General features: G+C 67.5%; 23 protein-coding genes. 16 read left to right on the forward strand and 7 right to left on the reverse strand.

Annotation, left to right across the window (positions count from 1 at the left end; translation table 11 throughout):
- Positions 1–18 precede the first annotated feature (18 nt).
- The 6 genes from IDF66_RS09505 to IDF66_RS09530 all read left to right on the forward strand — a co-directional run bounded on the left by IDF66_RS09505 (position 19) and on the right by IDF66_RS09530 (position 6,295).
- Positions 19–444 carry a DUF350 domain-containing protein gene (locus tag IDF66_RS09505; protein ID WP_164307708.1) on the forward strand — a complete coding sequence of 142 codons (426 nt, stop codon included), beginning with the start codon at positions 19–21 and terminating at the stop codon, positions 442–444.
- Positions 445–465: 21 nt separating this feature from the next.
- The gene (locus tag IDF66_RS09510) at positions 466–2,079 is read left to right on the forward strand and encodes a polyamine aminopropyltransferase (protein WP_190266658.1); all 1,614 of its coding nucleotides are present in this window, start codon (positions 466–468) and stop codon (positions 2,077–2,079) included.
- 65 nt (positions 2,080–2,144) lie between these two features.
- A complete protein-coding gene (locus tag IDF66_RS09515; protein WP_190267415.1) occupies positions 2,145–3,356 on the forward strand; it encodes a sensor histidine kinase in 1,212 nt (403 codons plus the stop codon).
- Between the two features lie 25 nt (positions 3,357–3,381).
- Positions 3,382–4,179 (forward strand): LytR/AlgR family response regulator transcription factor, encoded by a 798-nt coding sequence (locus IDF66_RS09520; protein WP_190266659.1) that lies wholly within the window; start codon positions 3,382–3,384, stop codon positions 4,177–4,179.
- Entirely contained in the window at positions 4,176–4,556 is a 381-nt protein-coding gene (locus IDF66_RS09525) for a hypothetical protein (RefSeq protein ID WP_190266660.1), read from the forward strand. The genes IDF66_RS09520 and IDF66_RS09525 overlap by 4 nt, the downstream gene beginning before the upstream one ends.
- On the forward strand, positions 4,553–6,295 hold the full coding sequence (locus IDF66_RS09530; protein WP_190266661.1) for a sodium/solute symporter: 1,743 nt from the start codon (positions 4,553–4,555) through the stop codon (positions 6,293–6,295). The genes IDF66_RS09525 and IDF66_RS09530 overlap by 4 nt, the downstream gene beginning before the upstream one ends.
- Positions 6,296–6,329: 34 nt before the next feature.
- On the opposite strand, the gene IDF66_RS09535 is transcribed toward IDF66_RS09530, so the two are convergent.
- A complete protein-coding gene (locus IDF66_RS09535) occupies positions 6,330–7,736 on the reverse strand; it encodes an HNH endonuclease signature motif containing protein (RefSeq protein WP_317628646.1) in 1,407 nt (468 codons plus the stop codon).
- Positions 7,737–8,164: 428 nt separating this feature from the next.
- On the opposite strand from IDF66_RS09535, the gene IDF66_RS09540 reads away from it, so the two are divergent.
- Complete coding sequence (locus IDF66_RS09540) at positions 8,165–8,524, forward strand: DUF485 domain-containing protein (protein WP_190266663.1); 360 nt, start codon at positions 8,165–8,167, stop codon at positions 8,522–8,524.
- Positions 8,521–10,161, forward strand: coding sequence for a solute symporter family protein (locus tag IDF66_RS09545; RefSeq protein ID WP_164307715.1), 1,641 nt, complete (start codon positions 8,521–8,523; stop codon positions 10,159–10,161). Before IDF66_RS09540 ends, IDF66_RS09545 begins: the two co-directional genes overlap by 4 nt.
- 72 nt (positions 10,162–10,233) lie before the next feature.
- Here IDF66_RS09545 and IDF66_RS09550 read toward each other — a convergent pair whose 3' ends face one another.
- Complete coding sequence (locus IDF66_RS09550) at positions 10,234–11,643, reverse strand: amidase (RefSeq protein WP_190266664.1); 1,410 nt, start codon at positions 11,641–11,643, stop codon at positions 10,234–10,236.
- Positions 11,644–11,934: 291 nt separating this feature from the next.
- Entirely contained in the window at positions 11,935–12,540 is a 606-nt protein-coding gene (locus IDF66_RS09555) for a TetR/AcrR family transcriptional regulator (protein WP_190266665.1), read from the reverse strand.
- An 89-nt stretch (positions 12,541–12,629) separates the two neighbouring features.
- Between IDF66_RS09555 and IDF66_RS09560 the strand changes: the two genes are divergently transcribed.
- Entirely contained in the window at positions 12,630–13,898 is a 1,269-nt protein-coding gene (locus tag IDF66_RS09560; protein ID WP_190266666.1) for an MFS transporter, read from the forward strand.
- Between the two features lie 32 nt (positions 13,899–13,930).
- Here IDF66_RS09560 and IDF66_RS09565 read toward each other — a convergent pair whose 3' ends face one another.
- Positions 13,931–14,545 carry a TetR/AcrR family transcriptional regulator gene (locus IDF66_RS09565; protein WP_164307719.1) on the reverse strand — a complete coding sequence of 205 codons (615 nt, stop codon included), beginning with the start codon at positions 14,543–14,545 and terminating at the stop codon, positions 13,931–13,933.
- Positions 14,546–14,714: 169 nt separating this feature from the next.
- Here IDF66_RS09565 and IDF66_RS09570 point away from each other — a divergent pair, with 169 nt between their 5' ends.
- Both IDF66_RS09570 and IDF66_RS09575 read left to right on the forward strand, forming a co-directional pair.
- Positions 14,715–15,911 (forward strand): acyl-CoA dehydrogenase family protein, encoded by a 1,197-nt coding sequence (locus IDF66_RS09570; protein WP_164307720.1) that lies wholly within the window; start codon positions 14,715–14,717, stop codon positions 15,909–15,911.
- A 51-nt stretch (positions 15,912–15,962) separates the two neighbouring features.
- Positions 15,963–17,075, forward strand: coding sequence for an acyl-CoA dehydrogenase family protein (locus tag IDF66_RS09575; protein WP_190266667.1), 1,113 nt, complete (start codon positions 15,963–15,965; stop codon positions 17,073–17,075).
- A 125-nt stretch (positions 17,076–17,200) separates the two neighbouring features.
- Here the strand turns inward: IDF66_RS09575 and IDF66_RS09580 are convergent, their stop codons facing one another.
- Together IDF66_RS09580 and IDF66_RS09585 are read right to left on the reverse strand one after the other, a co-directional pair.
- Positions 17,201–18,331, reverse strand: coding sequence for an LLM class flavin-dependent oxidoreductase (locus tag IDF66_RS09580; RefSeq protein ID WP_190266668.1), 1,131 nt, complete (start codon positions 18,329–18,331; stop codon positions 17,201–17,203).
- Complete coding sequence (locus IDF66_RS09585) at positions 18,325–18,480, reverse strand: hypothetical protein (RefSeq protein WP_164307723.1); 156 nt, start codon at positions 18,478–18,480, stop codon at positions 18,325–18,327. The genes IDF66_RS09580 and IDF66_RS09585 overlap by 7 nt, the downstream gene beginning before the upstream one ends.
- 145 nt (positions 18,481–18,625) lie before the next feature.
- Between IDF66_RS09585 and IDF66_RS09590 the strand changes: the two genes are divergently transcribed.
- The 4 genes from IDF66_RS09590 to IDF66_RS09605 all read left to right on the forward strand — a co-directional run bounded on the left by IDF66_RS09590 (position 18,626) and on the right by IDF66_RS09605 (position 22,326).
- Complete coding sequence (locus IDF66_RS09590; protein WP_223309402.1) at positions 18,626–19,870, forward strand: LLM class flavin-dependent oxidoreductase; 1,245 nt, start codon at positions 18,626–18,628, stop codon at positions 19,868–19,870.
- The gene (locus tag IDF66_RS09595; protein WP_164307724.1) at positions 19,867–21,231 is read left to right on the forward strand and encodes an NtaA/DmoA family FMN-dependent monooxygenase; all 1,365 of its coding nucleotides are present in this window, start codon (positions 19,867–19,869) and stop codon (positions 21,229–21,231) included. The genes IDF66_RS09590 and IDF66_RS09595 overlap by 4 nt, the downstream gene beginning before the upstream one ends.
- Positions 21,232–21,293: 62 nt before the next feature.
- Positions 21,294–21,722, forward strand: coding sequence for a DUF350 domain-containing protein (locus IDF66_RS09600; RefSeq protein WP_190266669.1), 429 nt, complete (start codon positions 21,294–21,296; stop codon positions 21,720–21,722).
- Between the two features lie 130 nt (positions 21,723–21,852).
- Positions 21,853–22,326 carry an SRPBCC family protein gene (locus IDF66_RS09605; RefSeq protein WP_190266670.1) on the forward strand — a complete coding sequence of 158 codons (474 nt, stop codon included), beginning with the start codon at positions 21,853–21,855 and terminating at the stop codon, positions 22,324–22,326.
- A gap of 249 nt (positions 22,327–22,575) precedes the next feature.
- Here IDF66_RS09605 and IDF66_RS09610 read toward each other — a convergent pair whose 3' ends face one another.
- Positions 22,576–23,376 carry an HAD-IIA family hydrolase gene (locus tag IDF66_RS09610; RefSeq protein ID WP_190266671.1) on the reverse strand — a complete coding sequence of 267 codons (801 nt, stop codon included), beginning with the start codon at positions 23,374–23,376 and terminating at the stop codon, positions 22,576–22,578.
- A 67-nt stretch (positions 23,377–23,443) separates the two neighbouring features.
- On the opposite strand from IDF66_RS09610, the gene moeA reads away from it, so the two are divergent.
- The gene (gene moeA, locus IDF66_RS09615; RefSeq protein WP_190266672.1) at positions 23,444–24,658 is read left to right on the forward strand and encodes a molybdopterin molybdotransferase MoeA; all 1,215 of its coding nucleotides are present in this window, start codon (positions 23,444–23,446) and stop codon (positions 24,656–24,658) included.
- The last annotated feature ends 135 nt before the right edge of the window (positions 24,659–24,793 follow it).

Genomic DNA, 24,793 nt, shown 5'->3' on the forward strand with positions numbered 1-24,793 from the left:
CCTGAACCGGAGGACACCGTGCTCACCAGACTCATCGAGAATGCCTACGCGGCAGCGGCGTACGGCGCAACCGGCATGGTCCTCATGCTGCTGGCATTCGCCGTCGTCGACGTGCTGACACCCGGCAACCTGCGCCACCAGCTGTGGGCGGACCGCAACCGCAACGCGGGCATCCTGGTCGGCTCCAATCTGGCGGCGGTCGCGATCATCGTCACCGCCGCGATCGTCGCGAGCCAGGGCAGGTTGCTGGAGGGTCTGACCTACACCGTCGTCTACACGATCATCGGCATCGTGATCATGGTGGCGAGCTTCCTGATCATCGACCTGTTCACGCCGGGCAAGCTCGGTGAACTCGTCGTCCACCCCGAAAGCCACCCGGCGGTCTGGGTCCACGGCGTCACGCATGTCGGCATCGCGCTGATCGTGGCCGCCGCGATCCTCTGACCTCGTGGCATCGACAGAATCATGACCACAACCGAGGAATCCGCCACGGGCGCGACGGCCGACGACCAGACGGCGCAGCCCACCGGTGGGGCGCGACCTGACGAACCTGTACGCGGCCGATGGCCCCGAGCCGCGCTCCTCGCGGTCGTGTTCGTCTGCGCCGCATGCGGTCTGGTCTACGAGCTCGCGCTGGTATCGCTCGGCTCGTTCCTGATCGGCAACACCGCCACCCAGGCCTCCATCGTGCTCGCGGTGATGGTCTTCGCAATGGGCGTCGGGTCGCTGGCCGCGAAACCGCTGAAATCGCAGGCCGTCACCACGTTCGCGGTCATCGAGCTGGCGCTCGCCCTATTCGGCGGACTGTCGGTGATAGCGCTCTACGCGGCGTTCTCCTACCTGTCGTTGTACACGCCCGCCCTGGTCGCGATGGCGTTCGTGCTCGGCCTGTTGATCGGCGCCGAGATCCCGCTGCTGATGGTGCTGCTACAGCGGATCCGACGCCAGGACCCGGGGTCGGCGGTGGCGGACATGTTCGCGGTGGACTACATCGGCGCGCTCGTCGGCGGCCTCTGTTTCCCGTTTCTGCTGCTCCCACTGTTCGGGCAATTGCGAGGCGCCCTCGTCGTCGGACTGGTCAATGCCGCGGCCGGATGTTTCCTGGTGTTCGTGGTGTTCCGACACGATCTGGGACGTACCCGGGGGCTGGTGCTCGGCGCCGTGGGTGTCGGTGTGGTCGCGACGCTGATCGCGGGACTGGTGTGGGCCGACCGATTCGAGGTGACCGCCCGTCAGGCCCTCTTCCGCGACCCGATCGTCGCGGCCGAACGCACTCCGTATCAGGACATCGTGATCACCCAGCGCCGCACCCCGATCGGGCCCGACACACGTCTCTATCTCAATGGGGATCTGCAGTTCTCGTCGATCGACGAGTACCGATATCACGAGTCGCTGGTACATCCAGCCATGTCGGGTCCGCATCGCAGGGTGCTGATCCTCGGCGGCGGCGACGGTCTCGCGCTACGCGAGGTGCTGACCTACCCCGACGTCGAGTCGGCGACGCTGGTGGAGCTCGACCCGGAGATGGTCCGGCTGGCCCGTTCCGATCACCGGTTGCGAGACCTGAACCGTGGATCGATGGACGATCCGCGCAGCACCGTCGTCGACGCGGATGCGTTCTCGTGGTTGCGGGACAACCGGGACCGTTTCGACGTCATCGTCGTCGACATGCCGGATCCGGATGAGTCCGCCACCGCCAAGCTGTACTCCACCGAGTTCTATTCACTCGTCCGGACCCATCTGGCCGGTGGCGGCCGTGCCGTTGTGCAGGCGGGTTCGCCCTACTTCGCGCCGCAGTCGTTCTGGTGTGTCGATGCGACGCTCCGCGCGGCCGGTTTCGCCACCACGCCCTTCCACGTCGACGTGCCGTCGTTCGGGGACTGGGGCTACCTGTTGGCCGGTACGTCGAAACCCGCTCTGCGGGTTGACCCCCCGGTTCCACTGCGCTTCCTCAGTCAGGCCGAGCTGGCCGCGGCGGCGGTCTTTCCCGCCGACCGACCCCCGGTCGACGTTGCGCCCTCTACCCTGATGGACCCGCGCATCCTGCGATACGCGCAGGGCGAGTGGTCGGTGTACTGAGCTCGGACCTCCCGGTTTGCCGGTCCAGGTGAACACCGGGCCCGGGAGGTGGGATCGTGGAGACCATGTCCGGACAGCTGGCGATCGCTCTCGCGGTGGTGGCCGTGCTCGTCGTCATCGCGGCGGTGGTGCTCATCCGTACCCGTCGCGTGGTCACCACCCCGACCGAGCGGGCCGTCCACTTCGCTCTGCAGACCGCGTCGCAGGCGGCACGATCGCTACGCACGGGACTCTCGTCCTCCTCGGCTCGCGACGCCCTCCCGCACCTGCGAGCACTCACCGCCGCCGATGCATTGGCTCTCTACGATTCCGTCGGCGAGTTGCTGGCCCACGAGCCCGAGGGCGATCGGCTGTGGGATGACGCTCTGATCGCTGCCGCCGCAGAGGCGGCGCGGACCGCGGAGCCGGATCAGCGGCGAGTGCTGGTGAACGATCCGTGTGGTCCGGAATCGCCGGTCCGCGCACTCGTCGCCGAACCGCTGATCGCCGACGGCCGCAGCGTCGGGGTGCTCGTGGTGGCCGCCACCCAGCGTCCGGGCCCAGGCATGCTGGGCGCGGTCGGTGAGGTGGCGCGGTACGTGTCGAGTCAGATCGAATTGGCGGACCTCGAGGCGTCGAGGGCGCGTCTGGATCGTGCGGAGGTCCTCGCGCTGCGCGCACAGATCAGTCCGCACTTCATCTACAACGCCCTCAACACCATCGCGTCGTTCGTGCGGACCGACCCCGATCGGGCCCGGGAGCTCATCCTCGACTTCGCGGATTTCACGCGGTACTCCTTCCGGGCCGCAGGTGAATACACCGTGCTGGCCGACGAACTGCGCAACATCGACCGGTACCTGACGCTGGAACGCGCGCGGTTCGGACCGGCCCTGAACGTGAAGCTCCAGGTGGCGCCCGAGGTGCTGAACGTCGTCGTACCATTCCTCGCGTTGCAACCGCTGGTGGAGAACGCCGTTCGGCACGGGCTGGCGGGGAAGGGCGGGGGCACCATCACGATCATCGCCCGCGACGAAGGCTCGGACTGCGTGATCACCGTGGAAGACGACGGCGCAGGCATGGACCCCGAACTCCTGCGGTCCGGGGACATCGATGCCCTGGCCCCCGCCGAGAACGCCCGCAGCGAATCCGACGGCGCTCACGTCGGGCTCACGAATGTCGATCATCGGCTGCGGGCCGCGTTCGGCAACGATTACGGTCTGGTGGTCGACACCGGAATCGATGCGGGCACCCGAGTCGGCATGCGGGTCCCCAAGTTCCGCGCCGGTATCCGTGCCTGATGTATCCGTGAAAGGGGGTGCCCGAATGTCGTTGGTGGTCCTCGCTGTCGACGACGAGCCTCCGGCGCTCGACGAACTGACCTATCTGCTCGGGCGCCGGCCCGAGATCGACGAGGTGCTCAGCGCAGGCGACGCCACCGACGCGCTGCGCCAGCTCAACGAGCATCGCGTCGATGCGATCTTCCTCGACATCAACATGCCCGGGCTCTCCGGGCTCGAGCTCGCCGGAGTGCTGACCAAGTACGCCGACCCGCCCGCCGTCGTGTTCGTGACCGCCCACGATGACAAGGCGGTCGACGCCTTCGAGGTCGGTGCCGTCGACTATCTCCTCAAGCCGTTGCGCGACGAACGGCTCACACAGGCGATCTCCCGGGTACTGACGATCCGCGAGACCTCCGGCCACGCTGAACCGGTTCCGCCGGGGGTGAGCGGCACCGACGAGGTGATCCCGGTGGAGCTGTCCGGCGTCACATCACTGGTCCGTCGCGACAGTATCTCGTGGGTGGAGGCGGTGGGCGACTATGCCCGGCTACATTCGGATTCGGGCGCGCATCTCGTGCGAATCCCGTTGTCCACCCTGGCATCCCGCTGGCAGGATCACGGGTTCCAGCGCGTCCACCGATCATATCTGGTGGCGTTGCCCATGGTGACCGGACTACGCACGACCGGTTCCACGACCGTCGTGTGCGTACGGGCTCATGGAGCCTCGGCCGCCGTCGAGCTGCCGGTGAGTCGCCGTCAGCTCCGCGAGCTCAAGGATCTGCTGATCCGCGATCCGATGCGCGAGCTCAAGTCGAGCCCGGACGACCCGGCACAGCGATGACAAGCCAACAGCCGCAGCGGGAACGGGTCGTCTTGTCACGACGGCGCGGCGCGCGGATGGTCCGCACCCGGGTCGAGGTCCAGGAACAGACCGAGGTCGGCGACGCCCTGGTGCGTGGACTGATGCGAGCGCAGTTGGGGCTCGCCCTGCGCCTGGCGGTGGGTGTGGTCGCCATCATCGTCGCGATCCCGGTGGTGGGCACCATCTTTCCGTGGCTCACCACTGTGAGTGTGCTCGGAATCCGTCTCAACTGGCTGATACTGGCGTTGGCGCTCTACCCCCTGCTGTACGTCACCGGACGGGTCTACGTGCGATTCGCCGAACAGGCCGAGCGCGACTTCATCGGGCTCGTCGACGACGAACGCGACCAGCCGTGAGCACCGACGTCGACGCTCTCACCGCGGTGGCGCTGGGACTCGCGGCCGTCGCGACCGTTGCCGTCGGCGCGTACGGCGGCCGACTCTCGCGCACCACCTCCGACTTTCTCGTCGCCTCTCGCAGCATCGGTTCTCGCTGGAACGCCGCAGCGATCTCCGGCGAATACCTGTCGGCCGCATCTTTTCTGGGTGTTGCAGGCCTGGTGGCCAAATACGGCGCCGACGCACTGTGGTATCCGGTCGGATTCACCGCCGGGTATCTGGGGCTGCTGTTGTTCGTGGCGGCCCCACTGCGCCGGTCCGGCGCGTACACGGTGCCCGACTTCGCCGAGTTCCGGCTGAGCTCCCCGACCGCCCGGCTCGCCTCGATGACGGTCGTGGTGGTGGTGTGTGTGCTGTACCTGATCCCCCAGCTGCAAGGTGCCGGACTCACCTTGAACATCCTGCTGGGTGCGCCCGTGTGGATCGGTGTCGTCGCGGTGGGCGCGATCGTGATCGTCAATGTCGTCGGGGGTGGGATGCGGTCGATCACCTTCGTCCAGGCATTCCAGTACTGGCTCAAGCTCACCGCGATCGCGGTGCCGGCGCTGGCCCTGCTCGCCGTGTTCTTCTCCGATCGTGCAGAACTCGGTGCACCCGCACCCCCACGCGTGGCGCAGGCCACCACGGTCGACATCACCACCGACGTCACGGTCACCGTCACCGAGACAGCAGGTCTGTCGGTGACGGGGACGCTCGACGGTGAGCACGTCGAGGACGCGCCGATCACCGCCACCGGGCCACACGATCTGGCCGCCGGTACCGTCATCCACCTCGATGCGGGCGCGGCCACCCCGGTGGTCGAGGGCGCCCCGACCACCGGGGCCGACTGGATCGCCTCGGGTGGCGGACTCGGTGGGCGACAGCCATTGTTCGAAGTGCTGTCGCTCATCGTCGCGACGTTCCTCGGCACCATGGGACTCCCCCACGTGCTGGTGCGCTTCTACACCAATCCCGACGGCCGGTCGGCACGCCGGACCGCGCTCGCGGTGATCGCGTTGCTGGCGTTGTTCTACCTGTTCCCCACGCTTCTCGGAGTCTTCGCCAGGCTGTATGTGCCGCAACTCCTGATCACCGGTACCGCAGACGCCGCGGTGCTCCTGTTGCCCAGCGCAGCGGTCGGCGGGCTGGCCGGACAGTTCCTCGCGGCCCTGGTCGCCGCGGGCGCGATCGCCGCCTTCCTCGCCACGTCCTCGGGTCTGCTGGTCAGCGTCGCCGGGGCACTCGCCACCGACGTACTGCGCGGACGCGTCCGCGACTTTCGGCTGGCGGCAGTGATCGGTGGCCTGATCCCGATCGGGCTGTCTCTCGCCGCCACCTCCCTCGAACTGTCGCGGACCGTCGGCCTCGTGTTCGCTGTCGCTGCGTCCACGTTGTGTCCCCTTCTGGTGCTGGGCATCTGGTGGCGTGGCCTCACGGCCCCCGGCGCCGTCGCCGGCCTGGTGGTCGGTGGATGCTCGTCAGGGGCAGCGACGAGCCTGGCGATCGCGGGAGTGGTCGACAACGAGGCGCTCGGCGGCTGGCCCGCCATGATCATCGGATACCCGGCCGCGGTGACCGTCCCCCTCGCGTTCGCCACCATGATCGTGGTGAGTGTTGCCACCCGGCGGCACCTGCCCGTCGACCTCGCCCGCACCTTCGCCCGGATGCATGTCCCCGAACGCCTCGGGATGGGCATCGAACGGTTGCCGAAGGAGTAGTCGTTAGGCGTGGTCGGCCTGGGCTGTGCCTGGGTCAGCGTGGGTGGGTGGTGATCTCCTCTCCCGTGGTGGTGTTGCACCACGTGATGGTGCGGTCGGTGTTCATGGTGGGTCGCCATCGACCGAGGTGTTTGCGGTGATGGTCGGGCGGGCACATCGGAGCCAGGTTGGACGCCAGCGTCCACCCGCCTGCGTGCGGGTCGGCATGATCGAACTTCACGATGTGGTCGAGTTCGCACTTGTGAGACGGCATGCCGCAGAACGGGTATCGACAGATGAGGTCCGACAGCATGACCTCGCGACGCAACCGTGCCGACGGTGCGTGGGTCAACGCGCCGGGCGGTGGATGCTCGAACCCGCCGTGCCCGGTCGGGTCCATCGGCGGTGCCGGTCCACGTCTGCCGACGACGATGAGTCGGGAGCGCCCGCGGATCAGGTGCGGAGGCAGCGTGATCAGCGAGGCTCGCGGAGACAAGGTGTCCGCCAAGGACGGATCGATGGCCCTGAAGCCACGTAGCCGAGGCACCTCGACACCGGTCGGATCGACGACGAGCGTCCACGGCGGCGGTTCTGTGGGTGCCGGTGAACCCTCGTGACGATCGTCCGCGACGTCGGTCGGGACATACATTGCCGGAGCCTGCTCGTCGGTCGTGGCATCTGGCATACGCATCGGGCATTCGTCCAGACCACATGCACACGTCAGCTTCTTGCCAGGCACACCCAGCAGCTCCGCCAATGCGAGCACGCGGCGGCGGCCGATGGTGCGAGGATCGCGGTGACACACCCGCTCGGCGATCAGCGCACCGATCCGCTCACGCAGGAACACCGCGTCCTCGGCAGGCACACATGCGTCGATGTTGGCGTGACCGGATGAGTCGTCGGTGATGGCAACGTTCTGCCACGCGTCGGCAAATCCGTCACGCGCCTCGGCGGCACCCTCCGGATCCAGACTGATCAGCGCCTCTTCGAGTTCGTCGCGCAGCACCTTGTCGGTGGACGGGCGCGACGCCAAGTCCAATGCGATGTCCTCGAAATCGGGTTCTGCGGTGGCGACGGACGCCGATCGTGCCGCGTAGACCATCACCGACATCCGATGCGTACTGAGATCACCTGCCAGATATGCCATCCGGATCTTCGGCAGGCCCCGTAACGCCTCGCCGAGATTGAACCAGGTGCCTGCCTTCTTCCGGGAGATGCCCAGCTGCAGCGAGATCTCGCCGATGGCAGCCTTGTCGGCGGGGTTGCGCACCATCATCTGGCGTTCGGGATCCAGCGACATCAACATCTCGTCGTACACCGACTGCCCGAGCCGATGAGCCGCGAGCAGCGAACGGGCCTCGGCCTGGCGACTCAACCACAACGCGTCACGCGCCGTACCCGCCAGCTCGGACGACGGCGCGCAGGACAGCGCGACGTCGTCGGCGACAGGATCGGTGAACACGAACACGAGCAGGCCTCACTGGACGAAACCGACAGGACACCAACAACATCAGCCCGGTATCGAATGCGTAAAGCCCTCGTGGAGATCAACTGGACACAGACTATCGCGGAGCACCGACAGGAAATTCGGGGTCCGTGAAGGGGTCTCGATACGCGCGCTCACTCCGTTCGCGGGCTACTCGACCAACAGGAGCCACCCACCCTCGCGGGCTACTCGACCAACAGGAGCCACCCACCCTCGCGGGCTACTCGACCAACAGGAGTCGCCCACCCTCGCGGGCCGGCCCGACCGTTCGTCGCCGGACACCGACCGCCCGGCGCACCGTCACCGGACTTCGACGTGTGAGCCACGCCACCCCGTTCTCATGTGACCTGGCCCTCAATATTCTCCTGTTCAGAGTGTCATCACAGTCCCCGTAGGAGGCAGACGTGTCCACCATCGAACAGCCACCCGGCGCGGTACCGCACCCGCCGACCGGCGATCAGTTCCTGGAGGTGCAGGCCAGCCCGCAGTTCCAGGAACTCCGCAGTCGCCTGCGCCGATTCGTCTTTCCGATGACGGCGTTCTTCTTGCTCTGGTACGGGCTCTACGTGTTGCTCGGAGCATTCGCCCACGACTTCATGGCGACCGAGGTCTGGGGCAACATCAACGTCGGACTGGTCCTCGGCCTCCTGCAGTTCGTGACCACCTTCGTCATCACCGGGCTGTATGTACGCTTCGCGAACCGCGACCTCGATCCCCGCGCCGAGGCGATCCGCGACGAGATGGAAGGGCCGGTCGGTTCATGAGCACCTCACATACCCAGGTCGTGGCAGCCGCAGTCGGCAACCCGGCGGCCAACATCTCGATCTTCCTCGCATTCGTGGCGATCACCATGTACGTGGTGATCCGGGCGAGCAAGAACAACAAATCGGCGGCCGACTTCTTCACCGGCGGACGTGGCTTCTCCGGACCACAGAACGGTGTCGCCATCGCGGGCGATTATCTGTCCGCGGCGAGCTTCCTCGGCATCGCAGGCGCCATCGCCGTCTACGGCTACGACGGCTTCCTCTACTCGATCGGGTTCCTGGTCGCCTGGCTCGTCGCTCTGCTCCTGGTGGCCGAATTGCTGCGCAACACCGGCAAATTCACGATGGCCGACGTCTTGAGCTTCCGCCTGCGCCAACGCCCGGTACGCCTGGCGGCCGCGATCTCGACCCTGGCGGTCTCGCTGTTCTATCTGCTCGCCCAGATGGCCGGCGCGGGCGGCCTGGTCGCCCTGCTCCTCGACATCGAAGGCCGCGTCGGACAGTCGATCGTGATCGCGGCTGTCGGTGCGCTGATGATCGTCTACGTCCTCGTCGGCGGCATGAAGGGCACCACCTGGGTGCAGATCATCAAGGCGGTCCTGCTGATCGCCGGTGCCGCGATCATGACGTTCATCGTGCTGGCCAAATTCGGCATGAACCTGTCGAGCATCCTCGGCTCGGCCCAGGACGCGATCTCCGGGTCGGCCGACGAGAAGATCGCTGCCCGTGACGTTCTCGCGCCCGGGGCGCAGTATGGCGGCTCCTTCGAGTCGCAGATCAACTTCGTGTCGCTGGCCATCGCCCTCGTGCTCGGCACCGCAGGGCTGCCTCATGTGCTGATGCGCTTCTACACCGTGCCGACAGCGAAAGAGGCTCGGAAATCGGTGGTCTGGGCGATCGCACTGATCGGCGCGTTCTATCTGTTCACCCTGGTCCTGGGCTACGGTGCCGCAGCCCTGGTCGGTCCGGACAAGATCATGGCGGCGGCAGGCAAGCAGAACTCGGCGGCTCCGCTGCTCGCGTTCGAACTCGGGGGCGTGGTACTCCTCGGGATCATCTCCGCGGTGGCGTTCGCGACCATCCTCGCCGTCGTCGCCGGGCTGGCCATCACCGCATCGGCCTCGTTCGCGCACGACATCTACGGAAGCGTCATCAAGCGCGGCACGGCAAGTGAGGAAGATCAGGTCCGGGTGTCGCGCTACACCGTCGTCGTGCTCGGCATCATGGGCATCATCCTGGGCATCCTCGCCAACGGGCAGAACATCGCCTTCCTGGTGGCCCTGGCCTTCGCGATCGCCGCAGCGGCAAACCTGCCGACCATCCTGTACTCGCTGTACTGGAAACGATTCAACACCCGCGGCGCGCTGTGGAGCATCTACGGTGGCCTGATCTCGACGATCGTGCTGATCATCTTCTCCCCGGCCGTCTCGGGCTCGGAGACGGCGATGATCCCGGGCGCCGACTTCGCGTGGTTCCCGCTGGCCAATCCGGGCATCGTGTCGATCCCGATCGGTTTCATCCTCGGCATCGTCGGAACGTTCACGTCACCATCCGACGTGGGCACGCCGGAACGCAAGGCCGAGATGGAGGTGCGGTCACTCACCGGGGTGGGTGCCGAAAAGGCTGTTTCGCACTGATTCTCACGCTCGACCGACCCAGAGGTTGCATCCTGTTCCGGATACCGGACCAGGATGCAACCTCTGTTCGTGTCAGTCCTGGATGCGCGCGAACGGCCGGGCCGCCTCGATCTCGAAGGCCATCTCCAACAGCAGGCGTTCGCGGCCCAGGTCGGCGCAGAAGTGGACGCCCACGGGAAGCCCATCGGAACTCCGGCTCATCGGGAGACTGATGGCCGGGGTGCCGGTGGTGTTGTTGGCGGGCGTGAAGGCGACATAGTGCACGAGCCGCTCGAAGATCTCGTCGAAATCGCCTCCGGGATCGAGGTAACCGATCCTCGGAGTGGTGTGGGACAAGGTCGGCGACACGAGGAGATCGAACCGGTCGAACGCAGTGCGGAACCTCGCGGTGGCGCGTTTGAGTCCGACGATCGTCGACGGGGTCCGCCAGAACGCTCGCAGATACCGCTGCGACAGGTCAACGGTGAAAGGATCGAGCGCCGCGGCATCGAAGTCCTTGCCCACCAGCAGTTTTCCGAGTCGGTGCATCGAGCATGCGAGCATCGACCAGTAGTCGGTGAACTGCCGGACGAATGTCTCGTCCAACGGGACCGGGGTCACCTCGACATCGTGCCCCAGCGAGGTGAGCAGGTCGACGGCCGACGAGAGCGCGGCCATGGTGTCGGCATCTATCGGGGTCCCGGTCACGGTGTCGTTGATCAACCCGATCCGCAGCCGCCGCGTGCCCGGCCCCTCCACGAGACCCACCGTCGGGAGCTCGGACGGCGGCCGGAACTTCTCGGCATCGTCGATGAAATGCGCTGTGTCGCGGACGGTTCTGCTCAGGATGCCGTTGGAGATGATGTCCACCGGAAGGATCTGACCGGTCGGCGAGGGTGCCACCCGCCCGCGCGACGGCTTGAGGCCCACCAGCCCGCAGGCCGCGGCGGGGATCCGGATGGAACCGCCGCCGTCGTTGCCGTGCGCGACGGGCAGCGCGCCGGCGGCCACCAGCGCGGCCGACCCGCCCGACGACGCGCCGGAGGAGTAGTCGGTGTCCCAGGGGTTGCGGGTGGGATCGCGGTCGACGAACTCCGTTGTCGCAGTGAGTCCGAAGGCCGGCAGCGTGGATGCCCCGACGATGTTGACGCCCGTCGAGAGGAACTGCTCGGTGAACGGTTCGTTGCCCTTGGCGGGCAGGTCGGGCATCGCAGCCGAACCATTACCCACCGGCAGACCCTCGAACAGGGTGTTGTTCTTGATGATCGACGGCACCCGAGCGAACGAGCCGGCCGGGAAATCGTCGTCCGCGGCCCGTTTGCGGGCACGATCCCGATCGTCGACGGCGATCGCGTTGAGCTGCGGGTTGACCGCGTCGATCCGGGCGATTGCCGCATCGAGCGCTTCGGCAGCGGAGATCTCGCCCGATCGGATCGCGGCCGCAACTCCCACACCGTCGAGATCGCCGAGCGCGTCGTCCCCGAATGCGTGGACGTTCTTCATGCGGGGAGCCTAGCCTCCGTCACGGTCGATCGGCCATGGCTCGGCGATGTCGGGCCGGGGTCGGGGTGTCTGATCTCGATACGGCGCCTCGCTGCGCTCGGGGCCTACTCGATCAGCGGGGGGGCGGGGGGCGGTGTGGCGGGGCCTGATCTCGATACGGCGCCTCGCTGCGCTCAGGGCCTACTCGATCAGCGGGGGGCGGTGTCTGATCTCGATACGGCGCCTCGCTGCGCTCGGGGCCTACTAGATCGGCGGGGGTGGGGGCGGGGTGGCCCGGGGCGGGGGGCGGGATCAGCGGGGTGGCTGGGCAGCCTTGGTCATGGCCATCACATCAGCGGCCAGATCCTCCGCGTAGGTGTCGTCGAGGGCCAGACCGAAGACGGCGTGGTGATACAGCGGCGCGATCACGTGGTCGAGGATCTGGCGTGCCGATGGCGTCGTCTCGCCACGTGCAACCGACCGCGCGACCATCTGCTCGGCCTGCTCGCGGCGGATCTCCCAGCAGGGACACTCCTCGACCACATCGTTGCGCGCGAACACCATGGCGCGCAGATATGCCCGCCGCTTCGGGCGCCCGATGTCGGCGGCGATGATCTTCGACCATTCGGCGAGGTCGGCGTCGAGCACACCGGTGTCGGGCAGCGGCTCGCCCTGGGTGAGAGCGGCGACGGCCACCTCTCCGAGCAGCGCCTCGATCGACCCCCATCGTCGGTAGATGCTGGTGGGGTTCACCTCGGCGAGCTCGGCCACCTCGGGGATCGTCATGGTGTCACGCCTGCCGGCACCGACGAGCTGCCCGACCGCCGCGTACACCGCCGACTGCACCCGCGCACTCCGACCACCCGGGCGCCTGGAACCGCCGGGATGGGCATTCGCCGCTGCACTGGAACCACTCATGTCTGCCATTATTGCAAATCGAGTTGCTTTAGTGGGCGGGTGTGGCTACTTTGAATCTAACGCAAATTTGTTTGCTTTAGGGAGATGAGATGACTCGATTGCACCCGCATCGCGCGTTCTGGGTGGTCACGGCCACTTTCGTGATGGTCCTCTTCTCCTCTGCTGCGCCATCGCCGCTGTACCCCGTCTATCAGGAACTCTGGGGGTTCTCGGCGTTCACCCTGACCGCGGTTTTCGCCATCTATGTGGCCACGATGCTGGCGAGCCTGCTCACCGTTGGCTCTCTGTCCGACCACATCGGCCGACGACCCGTGCTCGCGGTGGCACTCGCCCTGTTGATCGCGAGCATGATCTTGTTCGTCTCGGCCGACGACGTCGGCGTGCTGTTGGCTGCCCGTGCCCTACAGGGCCTCGCAACCGGCGCGGCGATGGGGACACTGACCGCGACCGTCGTCGACCTGCAGCCGACACCCCGGCTCGGGTCGGCGATCACCGGGGCCGCTCCGACCATCGGACTCGCAGGCGGCGTCGCGGTCGCCGGTCTCCTCGTCGAGTACGCGCCTGCCCCGCGGTTCCTGATCTACGAGGTGATCCTCGGGTTGTTCGCGGCATTGCTCATCGCTCTGCTCATCGTGCCCGAGACCTCCGAGCGAGTCGGCTTCACCTCCCGGCGACACCTCGTCGCGACGCTCGCTCCGAGAGTGCATCTGCCCGCCCCGGTCCGCCGGGTGTTCTTCACCGCAGTGCCCGCGCTGGTCGCGACCTGGTCGCTCGGCGGGCTCTACCTGTCGCTCGGCTCGTCGGTGGTCGCCCGCGTCTTCGGCGTCGAGAACCACGCCGAAGCCGGAGTGCTGCTCTTCGTCTTCTTCGCCTCAGCGGCCGTCACGTCGCTGATGATCACCGGACGCGAGGCGGGCACCAAGCTCGCCTTCGGCTACCCCGCCCTCGCCGGCGGTGCGGTCATCTCGCTGTCGGGCGTGCTCATGGAGGCACTACCGCTCTACATCGTCGGCTCGATCGTGGCAGGCGCCGGCTTCGCCGCGACCTTCCTCGGCGCGCTGGACAGCATCATCGCGGCGACGCCCGCACAGCAACGCGGACAGGTCTTCTCGTCGGTCTTCGTGGCGAGCTACCTCGCCTTCAGCCTGCCCGCGGTGGTGGCCGGACTCGTGGTCTCCCACATCGGTCTGCAGGAGACCGTCGTCGGCTATGTGGCCTACGTACTGTTGCTGGCGGTCCTCGGTGCACTCGTCACCGCCGGTATCCACCGGCGGTCGGCCAGGAGCGACGGATCGGCGACCGGCGCCGCGGCGGCCGACCGCACCGTCTCGGACCGAAAGATCTCAGTGGGTCGCTGACACGCTCGCCCGCGTTCGCCCACATCGACGTGTCACGTCGGTGAGCGGTCCGCCCGAGCACCGACGATCCGCGCAGCCATCTCCGCCTGGAAGTCACCGATCTGTTCAGGAGTCATCGCGCCGGACTCCCGATACCAGCGCGCCACATCGACACCCATCGACAGCAGCAGCGTCGTGGTCGCCTGCGGGTCGTCGACGTCGAAGGCTCCGCGGGCGATGCCCGTGTCGACGATCGCGCCGACCCGTCGGGCGACCTCCTTGCGCATCACTGCGATGGCTTCACGATGCTCCGCCGAGAGCGAGTCCAACTCATAGTTGACGACCCTGGACCACACATGATCACGAGCGTGATGAGCGGCCAGCGCACCGATCACGGCCCGCAGACGCGCGGCAGGCGGGTGCGCGGGATCGTCAGCGGCATCGATCAACTCCAGGAACGAGCGGTGCCCGGCGTCGGAGAGCTCGTAGAGCACCTCCTCCTTGGACCGGAAGTGCACGTACACCGCTGCCGGACTCATCTGCGCCCCGGTCGCGATGTCGCGGGTGGTCGTCGCGTCGAATCCCTGTGCCGCAAACGCCTCCACCGCGGCTCGCAGCAACCGTGAGCGCGCCGCGACGGCACGGGGCGGCGGTTCCACGACTGACATGTCGCCGGCCTCCGTTTCCGATGATCCGTTGACATTGACATGGGCCACTGGTCGCGGCATAGTGCAGAGTATCACTAAGCAAGCGCTTAGTCAGCAGACGCAACGACCGTCACCTTCGCGTTTCCACGTCTGCATCCCACGCCCGCCGACCAGGAGTAAGACAGAACTCATGCAGCTGAAATTCAGTCCCGAAGAAGAGGCGTTCCGCGATGAGTTGCGGGCGATCTTCGCGAAAGTCCCCGAAGACCTCCGGCGCCGGTCAGAGGCGGGCAAGCTGAATTACCCTGACGACCTCGTCACCACCACCCGCATCCTGAACGAGCACGGCGTCGCGACGCCGGGTTGGCCGGTCGAGGCGGGCGGCCGCGACTGGACCCCCATCCAGAGCCACATCTACCGCGAGGAGATGAGCCTGATGCACGTCCCGGACATGCTGCCGTTCAACGTCGGCATGATCGGTCCGGTCATCGCGCAGTTCGGGTCACCGGAGATGAAGGAACGCTTCCTGGCCAAGACCGCCAACCTCGACATCTGGTGGTGCCAGGGCTTCTCCGAGCCCGAGGCCGGTTCGGACCTCGCATCACTCAAGACCCGCGCGGTCCGCGACGGCGACCACTACGTCGTCAACGGCCAGAAGACGTGGACCACGCTCGGCCAGTTCGCCGATTGGATCTTCTGCCTCGTGCGCACCGATCCGGACGTCAAGAAGCAAGCAGGCATCAGCATGCTGCTGTTCCCGATGGACACCCCCGGCGTGGAGCTCCGCCCGATCCAGCTGATCGACGGCGGATTCGAGGTCAACGAGGTCTTCTTCAACGACGTCCGCGTGCCGGTCGAGAACCTCGTCGGCAAGGAGAACGAGGGCTGGACCCAAGCCAAGTTCCTGCTCGGCAACGAGCGCAGCGGCATCGCCCGCATCGGCTACACCAAGACCAAACTGGCCAAGGCGAAAGAACTCGCGCGCCAGATCACCACCGCGTCCGGCGGCACCCTCTTGGAGGATCCGCTGCTCGCCACCCGTCTGGCCGAGCTGGAGAACGACCTCCTCGCCCTCGAGGTGACCCAGCTGCGCGTGGCCGCGTCGTCGGCAGACGGCAAGCCGAACCCGGCGTCGTCGCTGCTGAAGCTGCGTGGCAGCCAGTTGCAGCAGGAGGCCATGGAGCTGCTCGCCGACATCGCCGGCCCCGACTCACTGCCGGTCGCAGGCCTGGATGCGTCCGCCGCCAACGGTACGGCCGACATCGCGTCGCCGGAGTGGGCGCAGCTGTCCGTACCGACCTACCTCAACTACCGCAAGGTCAGCATCTACGGCGGATCGTCGGAAGTTCAGCGTCAGATCATCGACAAGGCCGTGCTGGGCCTGTAACAGGCCGCCACACAGAACCTTTCACTACACACGAGAACCTGGGTACCTTTCATGGATTTCGCTCTATCTGACGAACAAACGATGCTGCGCGACACCGTCCGCGAGGTGTTGACCCGCAAGTACGACATCGAGACGGTCCGCGCGGTCACCGACACCGAACTCGGCTGGGACAAGGGCGTCTGGAAGTCGTTGGCCGACATCGGCATCCTCGGCCTCACCTTTCCCGAGGACGACGGCGGTATGGGCGCGGGCCCGGTGGAGTTCACCAGCGTCATGACCGAGGTCGGTCGCGCACTGGCCCCCGAGCCGTACCTCGACGCAGTCCTCGTCCCGGGGTCGCTCGTCGCCGCGACCGCCGATGCCGACACTCGCGCCGAAATCCTCGGCGGGCTGGCGTCGGGTGAGTTGCTGATGGCGTTCGCACACCTCGAACCGGGCGACCGCTGGCCGGGCGCGAAGGTCGCAACCACCGCCGACGACGGCAAGCTCAATGGCGTCAAAACCCTGGTCGGACATGGTGATTGCGCAGGCAAGCTGGTCGTGTCGGCACGCACCGACGACGGTGTCGGCCTGTTCCTCGTCGACGCGGATGCCGAGGGCGTCGCACGAACTCCGTATCGCACCCACGACCGCCGTCGGGGCGCGCAGATCGAGTTCACCGATGCCGCAGCGGTTCGCCTGGGCAGCGGCGACGCGACCCAGGTGATCGCGGACGCCGAGGTCGGCATCCAGACCGCGTTGTGCGCCGAGGCCGTCGGCGCCATGGAGCGCGCCCTCGACCTCACCGTCGAATACCTGAAGACCCGCAAGCAGTTCGGTGTCACGCTGTCACAGTTCCAGACACTGACCCAGCGCGCCGCGGACATGTACGCCCAGCTGGAGCTGGCACGCAGCATGAGCCTGTACGCGACGACCGCGTTGTCCGACGGCGTCTGCGACCCGGCCATCGCGTCGCGTGCGAAGCTTCAGATCTGCCGCTCAGGCCGGGTCATCGGACAGGAGGCGGTGCAGATGCACGGCGGTATCGGGATGACCGCCGAGTACCCGGTCGGCCACTACCTGAGCCGACTGACCGCGATCTCGCACACCCTCGGCGACGCCGCCGATCACGTGTCGGCGCTGGCACGCTCGGTCGGCGACCACGAGATGGTGATGATCGGCTGAGTCGGTCGAATTGACCGCGCAGGCCCCCACCTGGTCCGGGAGTGATCCCGAAGCAGGTGGGGGCCTCGGCGTTTCCCGGCAGTCTCATCACTCGTCGCCGCGGCGCTACAGCCAGGCCTCGGCGGCTACCGCCAGGCCTCGGCGAGGAGCTGGTGCGATCGCTTCCGGGCCTCGAAATCGTGTGTGACGCTGGTGATCACCAACTCGTCGGCACCGGTGGCTCGCACCAGGGCCTCGAGGCCGCCGACGACCGTCTCCGGCGCGCCGACGAACTGGGTACGGGTCCGATCCGCGACGACGCGGAGCTGCTGAGCGGTCAGCGGTGGCGCCGTGGCGGGGTCGAGGTAGTCCGTCGCGCCGTGACCGCTACGGATGTCGTACACCCAGTGACCGTAGGTCGAGGCCAGCTGCGCCGCGGTCTCGTCGTCGTCGGCGACGACCACATCCGCCGACACGACGACGTAGGGTTCGGTCAGCCGAGCCGATGGCCGGAACGCGGCACGATAGGCCTCCACGGCCTCCAGCACACTGGCCGGGCTCACGTGGTAGTTGGCCACGAACGGCAATCCGGACGCACCCGCGACCGCCGCGCTCTGCCCCTTGCTGCTGCCGAAGATCCAGACCTGGAGGTCGGCATCCTCACCCGGGACGGCACGGACCTCGAGGTCGTCGATGCGAAAGCGCCCGCCCAGCAAGGCAAGCACGTCGTCGACGGCGTCGGCGAAATCCGGCTGCCGCGCACCCTCGAACGCGAGCGCACTGCTCATCGTCGCCAGCCGCGGCGACGACAGGAGTTGCTCGATCGGAAACGGTTCCGGGATCAGCAGTCCGTCGACCCATCGTTCCGGCTGCGGTTCGGTGACGCGTCGGCCCGCGGCGACGGCCGACAGGGCCTCGGTGCGCCGCTGCCCCGACCGCCCAAGCCCGAGGTCGAGCCGCCCCGGGTGGAGAGCATCGATCGTGCCGAACGCCTCGACCACCGACGCCGCGGTGTGGTGACCGATCTGGACTGCAGCACTGCCTACCCGGATGTGATCGGTCGCGGCCGCGACCAGCGCGATGAGGGTCGTCGTGGATGAGCTGGCCACGGAGACGAAATGGTGTTCGGCCAGCCAGTACCGCCGGTACCCCAACTGTTCGACGTGGCGGGCGAGTTCGATGCTGCGCCGGATCGCGTCGGTGGCGCGACTGCCCTCGGTGATCGGCGCGAGGTCGAGGACCGACAGCGGAACACGCGAGGCACGCACGGTCACCATGCCTCCCCGTGCGCCGGGATGACAGCACCACACGAACAGTCCGGTCCGGCACACAACGCGGTGGCATGCGCGGCCTCGGGTGCGAGCCCTGAGACCGCTCGGAGCAGATAGTTGTGCTGGGAGACCAGCACCCGGGTCAGCCACGACATGGCCACACTCCCTGGGTTCCTCGGCGTGAGATCGATGGCGATCACCCAGTAAGCCGCACCACGAGAGTCTTGGCGAGACTTGCACTCACACTGATCGAGACCCTCCGGATCCGGTTGCCCGGGCGCCGTCGCGACGTTGTCCTCGATGACCACGCGACGTACCACCGATACGGGAAGTGCCCTCATGACCACTCTCGGAACACATCTGGCCATCGCCCTCACCGGTGCCGGCTGGCATCCGCTCGCCTGGAGAGAACCGGACGCATGCCCTGATGACCTGCTCACGGCGGACTATTGGACCGACCTCGTCGGCGAAGCGGATCGGGCCGGGATCGACCTGGTGACGATCGCCGACCGCTTTCGCCTGCGGCCACCGACGACCGACGACCTGGACCGGCCGGCCGCCGAACTCGCCGCCGGACGACTCGATTCCGTGCTGGTGGCCGCACGCGTCGCATCGACGACGTCGCGGGTCGGCCTGGTACCGACCGTGGTCGCGACGCACACCGAGCCGTTCCATGCCGCAAAGGCCATCGCCACCCTCGACTACGTCGGTCGTGCACGTGCGGGTGTCCTCGTCGAGGTGGCCGACACCGACCCGGACGCGCGGCTGTTCGGCAGGCGGACGCTGCCGGCCGAGTCTGCCGAACGGCAACGCGAATTGTTCTCCGAGTCAACGGAATATGTCGAGGTTCTGCGCCACCTGTGGGACTCCTGGGAAGATGGCGCCGAGATCCGGGACGTGTCGACCGGACGGTTCGTCGACCGGAGGAAGCTGCATCACATCGACTTCGAGGGACGCTTCTTCTCGGTCCGGGGACCGTCGATCACCCCGCGGCCGCCGCAGGGTCAACCCGTCATCGCCGCAACGACCGCAGCGGGCGCGGCCGCCGTCGACTTCGTGGGCGCGTCCGCCGACATCGGGTTCGTCGCCGCCCACGATCGTCCGTCCGCGACCCGTGCCGTGGCCGCCGTCCGGGACGCGCAGTCGCGCGCTGGACGCGAGGACGAGCAGGTCCACGTGTTGGCCGACCTTCTCGTCCACCTCGACGATCGCGACCGGACCGCCGAGGCCCGCCGCAATCGGCTCGACGACGTGCTGGGCACGCCGTACACCGGTGGGGTGCCGGTCTTCTCGGGCACCGCTGCCGACCTCGCCGACCACATCGCCGATCTCACCGGCTCCGGGATCACCGGCGTCCGACTGCGGCCGGCGACGGTTCCACACGACCTGCTGCAGATCACCACGAACCTGGTGCCGGAACTCCGACGACGTGGACTGATCCGCGACGCCGACGCACCGAGTCTGCGCGAACGGCTCGGCCTCACGCGCCCGGCCAACCGGTTCACCCTGACCACTGCGACGACGACAGGAGCGGGACGTCGATGACGAAACAGGTCCACCTCGCCGCGCACTTCCCCGGCGTCAACAACACCACGGTGTGGAGCGATCCGAACTCCGGCAGCCACATCGAGTTCGATTCGTTCACCCGTTTCGCCCAGACCGCCGAGCGCGGGCTGTTCGATTTCCTCTTCCTCGCCGAGGGGCTGCGTCTACGCGAACAGCACGGGGAGATCTACGACCTCGACGTCGTCGGGCGGCCGGACACGTTCACCGTCCTCGCCGCACTGGCGGCCGTCACCGAGCACCTCGGTCTGGCAGGCACCATCAACTCCACGTTCAACGAACCATTCGAGGTGGCACGGCAATTCGCGACACTCGACCACCTCTCGGACGGTCGCGCCGCGTGGAACGTGGTGACGTCGTGGGACGAGTTCACCGGACAGAACTTCCGGCGGGGCGGGTTTCTCCCCCAGGACCAGCGCTACCGGCGCGCCCGCCAATTCCTCGAGACCGCCATCGAATTGTGGGACTCGTGGCTCGACGACGACGTGTCGGCCGACAAGGTGACCGGCCGATTCCTGCGTCGCGACGACGCAGGCGCATTCGACCACGTCGACGATCAGTTCGCGATCTCCGGGCACTTCTCGGTGCCCCGGAGTCCGCAGGGACGCCCGGTGATCTTCCAGGCCGGCGACTCCGAGGAGGGCCGCGAGTTCGCGGCGGCCCGCGCCGACGCCATCTTCTCGCGCCACTCCGACCGCGACGCCGGTCGGGCGTTCTACGCCGACGTCAAAGGACGCCTCCCATCGCATGGCCGCCGTCGGGAGGACTTGCTGATCCTCCCGGCAGCAACCTTTGTCCTCGGCGACACCGACGCCGAGGCCGCGGACATCGCCCATGAGGTCCGCCTCGCACAGGTGAGCGGGCAGACCGCGATCGCGTTCCTCGAACAGCTGTGGAACCGCGACCTCTCCGACCACGACCCGGACGGACCGCTTCCCGAGGTCGACCCGATTCCCGGCGAGAACACGGTCGCCAAGGGCAGGGCCAGTGTTCGGATCCACCGCGATCCCCGTGACGTGGCCGCGCAGTGGCGGCACATCGCCGCCGCCGGGAACCTGACCACCCGCGAACTCATCATCGAGGTCACCGGCAGGCAGTCGTTCGTCGGATCGGCAGAGACCGTGGCGCGCGAGATCGATGATCTGGTCCAGGCGGACGCGAGTGACGGTTTCATCCTGGTCCCGCACATCACCCCGGGTGGCCTCGACCGCTTCGTCGACGAGGTGGTGCCGTATCTCCAGGAGTTCGGCGTCTACCGCACCGAATACGAAGGTCGCACCCTGCGGGAGAACCTGGGACTCGGCGCGCGCCGTCGGTCAAACACCCCGGTCCGACTCGCCTGATCGCTACTGTTCTCCTACAGCACACGACACCTGGCGGCAGGTGATCAGGGACGGGAGCGACGATGGATCCACTGCGCGACAATCTCGGATCCGCCGCCGCGTACAGCATCGTCGGGATCGCGGTCCTCGTCCTCGGGTTCGCGGCCCTCGATCTCGTCACGCCCGGCCGTCTGCGCAACCTGATCTGGCTCGATCACAACCGGAACGCGGTGATGCTGGCGACCGCACAGGTGATCGGGTTGTCCATCGTCATGGTCGCCGGGGTGCGCGACTCGGTGACGCTCGAACTGTGGCGCGGCGTGCTGTACACGGCCGCGTACACGGTGCTGGCCATCGCGGTGATGATGTGGTCGTTCGTGCTGATCGACTGGCTGACCCCGGGAAAGCTCGGCACCCTGCTGCTCGACGACGACGAGCATCCGGCCGGCTGGATCTGCGGTGCCGTGTTCGTCGGGGTCGGCGCCGTGATCGGCGCCGCGCTGAGTTTCTGACGGGCGAGGCCGGCGTGCCGAGACCGCGCGGCCGCCCGTTTCCGATCGACGAGGTTCGTCGGCTATTGACGGTTGCTCAATAAGCTCTTAGGGTCATCGCTGACTGGTCGACGACACCGAGGGGAACACCATGGCCGCGCCGCTGATCGAGGAATCCATCGACATCAACGCCTCCGCAGAGGACGTATGGGCGGTGATCTCCGATCTCAAGCGCATGGGCGAGTGGAGCCCGCAGTGCAAGAAGATGATCATCCGGGGCGGAACCGTCGGATTGGGCACGCGGTCGTTCAACATCAATCGTCGTGGCCCGCTGGTGTGGCCGACGACGGCGAAGGTCGTCCGCTTCTCCCCCGCCAAGGAACTGGCGTTCCGCGTGGCCGAGAACCGCACGGTGTGGAGTTACACCATCGAGCCGTCCGGTGCGGGCGTTCGCCTGACCGAGAAGCGTGAGGTCGGCAACGGCACCACCAAGGTGTCGTCGTTCCTGGTCGACAAGATGATGGGCGGCACAACCAACTTCGAGGCAGAACTCAAGCTGGGCATGGCCGAGACCCTCGAGAAGATCAAGCGGACCGCGGAGTCGTCGGCGACTCGGGCGGCCTGACGGGGGTCTCGATACGCCGGGCTCGCTACGCTCGCCCGGCTACTCGACCAGCGGAGGTGGCCCGACTACTCGACCAGCGGAGGTGGCCCGGCTACTCGACCGGCGGGATGGGGATCGCCCGGCTACTCGACCGGCGGAGGTGGCCCGACTACTCGACCAGCGGAGGTGGCCCGGCTACTCGACCGGCGGGATGGGGATCGCCCGGCTACTCGACCGGCGGAGTTGGCCCGGCTACTCGACCGGCGGGAGCTAGCGGTCGGCGAGCTTCTGCATCAGGGCGGGCAGGTCCGCGATCGAGTCCACGATGTGGTCGGGAACCGGGCCGAACTCGTCGCGTTGCAGTGCCCGCAGCGCGTCCTCACGGAATTTCCCCGTTCGCACGAGCACCCCGATGAGGGCGGCGGCCTGGGCACCGAGCACATCGTTGTGCATGTCGTCGCCCACCATCACGACCTGCGTGGGCTCGAGTTGCATGAGTTCGACCGCGGCACGGAACCCGAGCGGCGACGGCTTGCCGATCGCCTTGATCTTCCGTCCTGCCGCCTTCTCCAGCCCCTCCAGGTAGACGCCGGTGTCGATACTGAGGCCGTCCGCGGTTGACCAGGTCATGGACCGATGCATCGCGACCACCGGCACCCCGGCGACCAGCAGCTCGAGAACCTGCGACAACGCGCGGTGATCGAACACCGGCCCCGCGCCGCCGAGGACCACGACCTGCGCCCGGCTCGGTTCGTCGATCAGCTCGACCCCGGTCATGTCCTCGGCGATGGGGCCCTCGTTGAGCACCCAGGCCCGCTTGCCCGGATGATTCGCGGTGAGGTATTCAGCGGTCAGTTTGGCCGCGGTGAGGATCTCGTCGGCGGCGACGTCGAAACCGCAGTCGTTGAGTGCCTGGGCGATCTCACCACGGGAGCGCGAGGTGGTGTTGGTCAGGAACATCCGCGGATAGCCCTGCTCAGTCAGTTCGGCAGCCGCCTCCACCGCTCCCGGCAGCGCTTTCCACGAGGTGACCATCACCCCGTCGATGTCCAGCAGCAGCCCGAGAGTCATGCCCAAAAATCTAGACCCGTCAGCGGCACCCTGCACGGTCGACGGGCCCGGATGGCATGCTGGGCGGATGCGATCGGTGTCGGATCACCAGGCCATTGTCGCCGCGTTGTTCGGTAGCCCCGATCCCGCGACTGCCCGTGTCGCCGATGCCATCGGATGCGTGACGGCGACCGAGGTCGTCGCACCGATGGGACTGCCCGGATTCGACAACTCGGCGATGGACGGGTATGCCGTCATCGCCGATGAGATCTCTTCGGCCACAGACGAATTCCCGGTCCGACTGCCGGTGGAGCAGGATATCCCGGCGGGACGTACCGACCGGCTGACGCTGGCCCCGGGGACCGCTCATCGGATCATGACCGGCGCGCCGATACCTCTGGGTGCCGATGCCGTGGTCCCAGTGGAGGCCACCGACGGCGCGGTCGACCGGGTTGCGATCCGGATGTCGGTGCCGCCGGGAAGACATATCCGCCGGGCCGGCTCCGACATCGAGGCCGGCGAGGCGGCGATACCCGCGGGCATCCGCCTGGGCCCTCCCCAGATCGGCCTGCTCGCCGCGCTCGGCATCACCGAGGTGTCGGTGCGGCCACGGTTGCGGGTCGTCGTGCTGTCCACCGGCTCCGAACTGGTGACGCCCGGAGAGCCGCTGCGCTACGGACAGATCTACGAGTCCAACGGTCCGATGCTGACGGCATCGGCACGCGAGGCGGGCGCCGACGCCACACACCTGCACTACGTCACCGACGACGTGGATGCCTTCCGGTCACGACTCGACGAGATCAGCGACGACGCAGACGTCATCATCACCTCGGGTGGGGTGAGTGCGGGCGCCTTCGAAGTGGTGAAAGATGCCCTGACCGGCACCGGCGTCGAGTTCACCAAGGTCGCGATGCAACCCGGGATGCCACAGGGATGCGGTCACTACTCCGCCCCGGGCGGTCGTCGGGTTCCGATCGTCACGCTGCCGGGCAATCCGGTGAGTTCACTCGTGTCGTTCGAGGTGTTCATCCGCCCGCCGCTGCGCGCGGCGATGGGATTGCCGTCCGAGCGACCGCGGATCACCGCACGCCTCACCACCGACATCCGCTCCCCCGGAGGAAAACGCCAGTTCTTGCGCGGGGTCCTCGGCAACGGCGACGGCGGCACTCCCGTCGTGGATCCGATCGGCCCGCCCGCTTCACACCACCTGCGCTACCTGGCCAGGGCAGACGCGTTGATCGACGTCCCGGCCGCGACCGAGTCGGTGGCCGCCGGGTCTGCAGTCGACGTCATCGTGCTGTGAGATGTCGGGGGCGCCGGGACATCGTTGTGCAGTGCCGGAAGTCGCCGACGCGCGATGAGACCGGGGCCGCCGCCGGGCACGCTCTAAGCTGAGACGAGCGGGCCCGCACGTGCCGAACGCACACCCGTTTGTCGC

It is taken from the genome of Gordonia hankookensis (assembly GCF_014673215.1).
In the GTDB taxonomy this organism is placed as follows: domain Bacteria; phylum Actinomycetota; class Actinomycetes; order Mycobacteriales; family Mycobacteriaceae; genus Gordonia; species Gordonia hankookensis.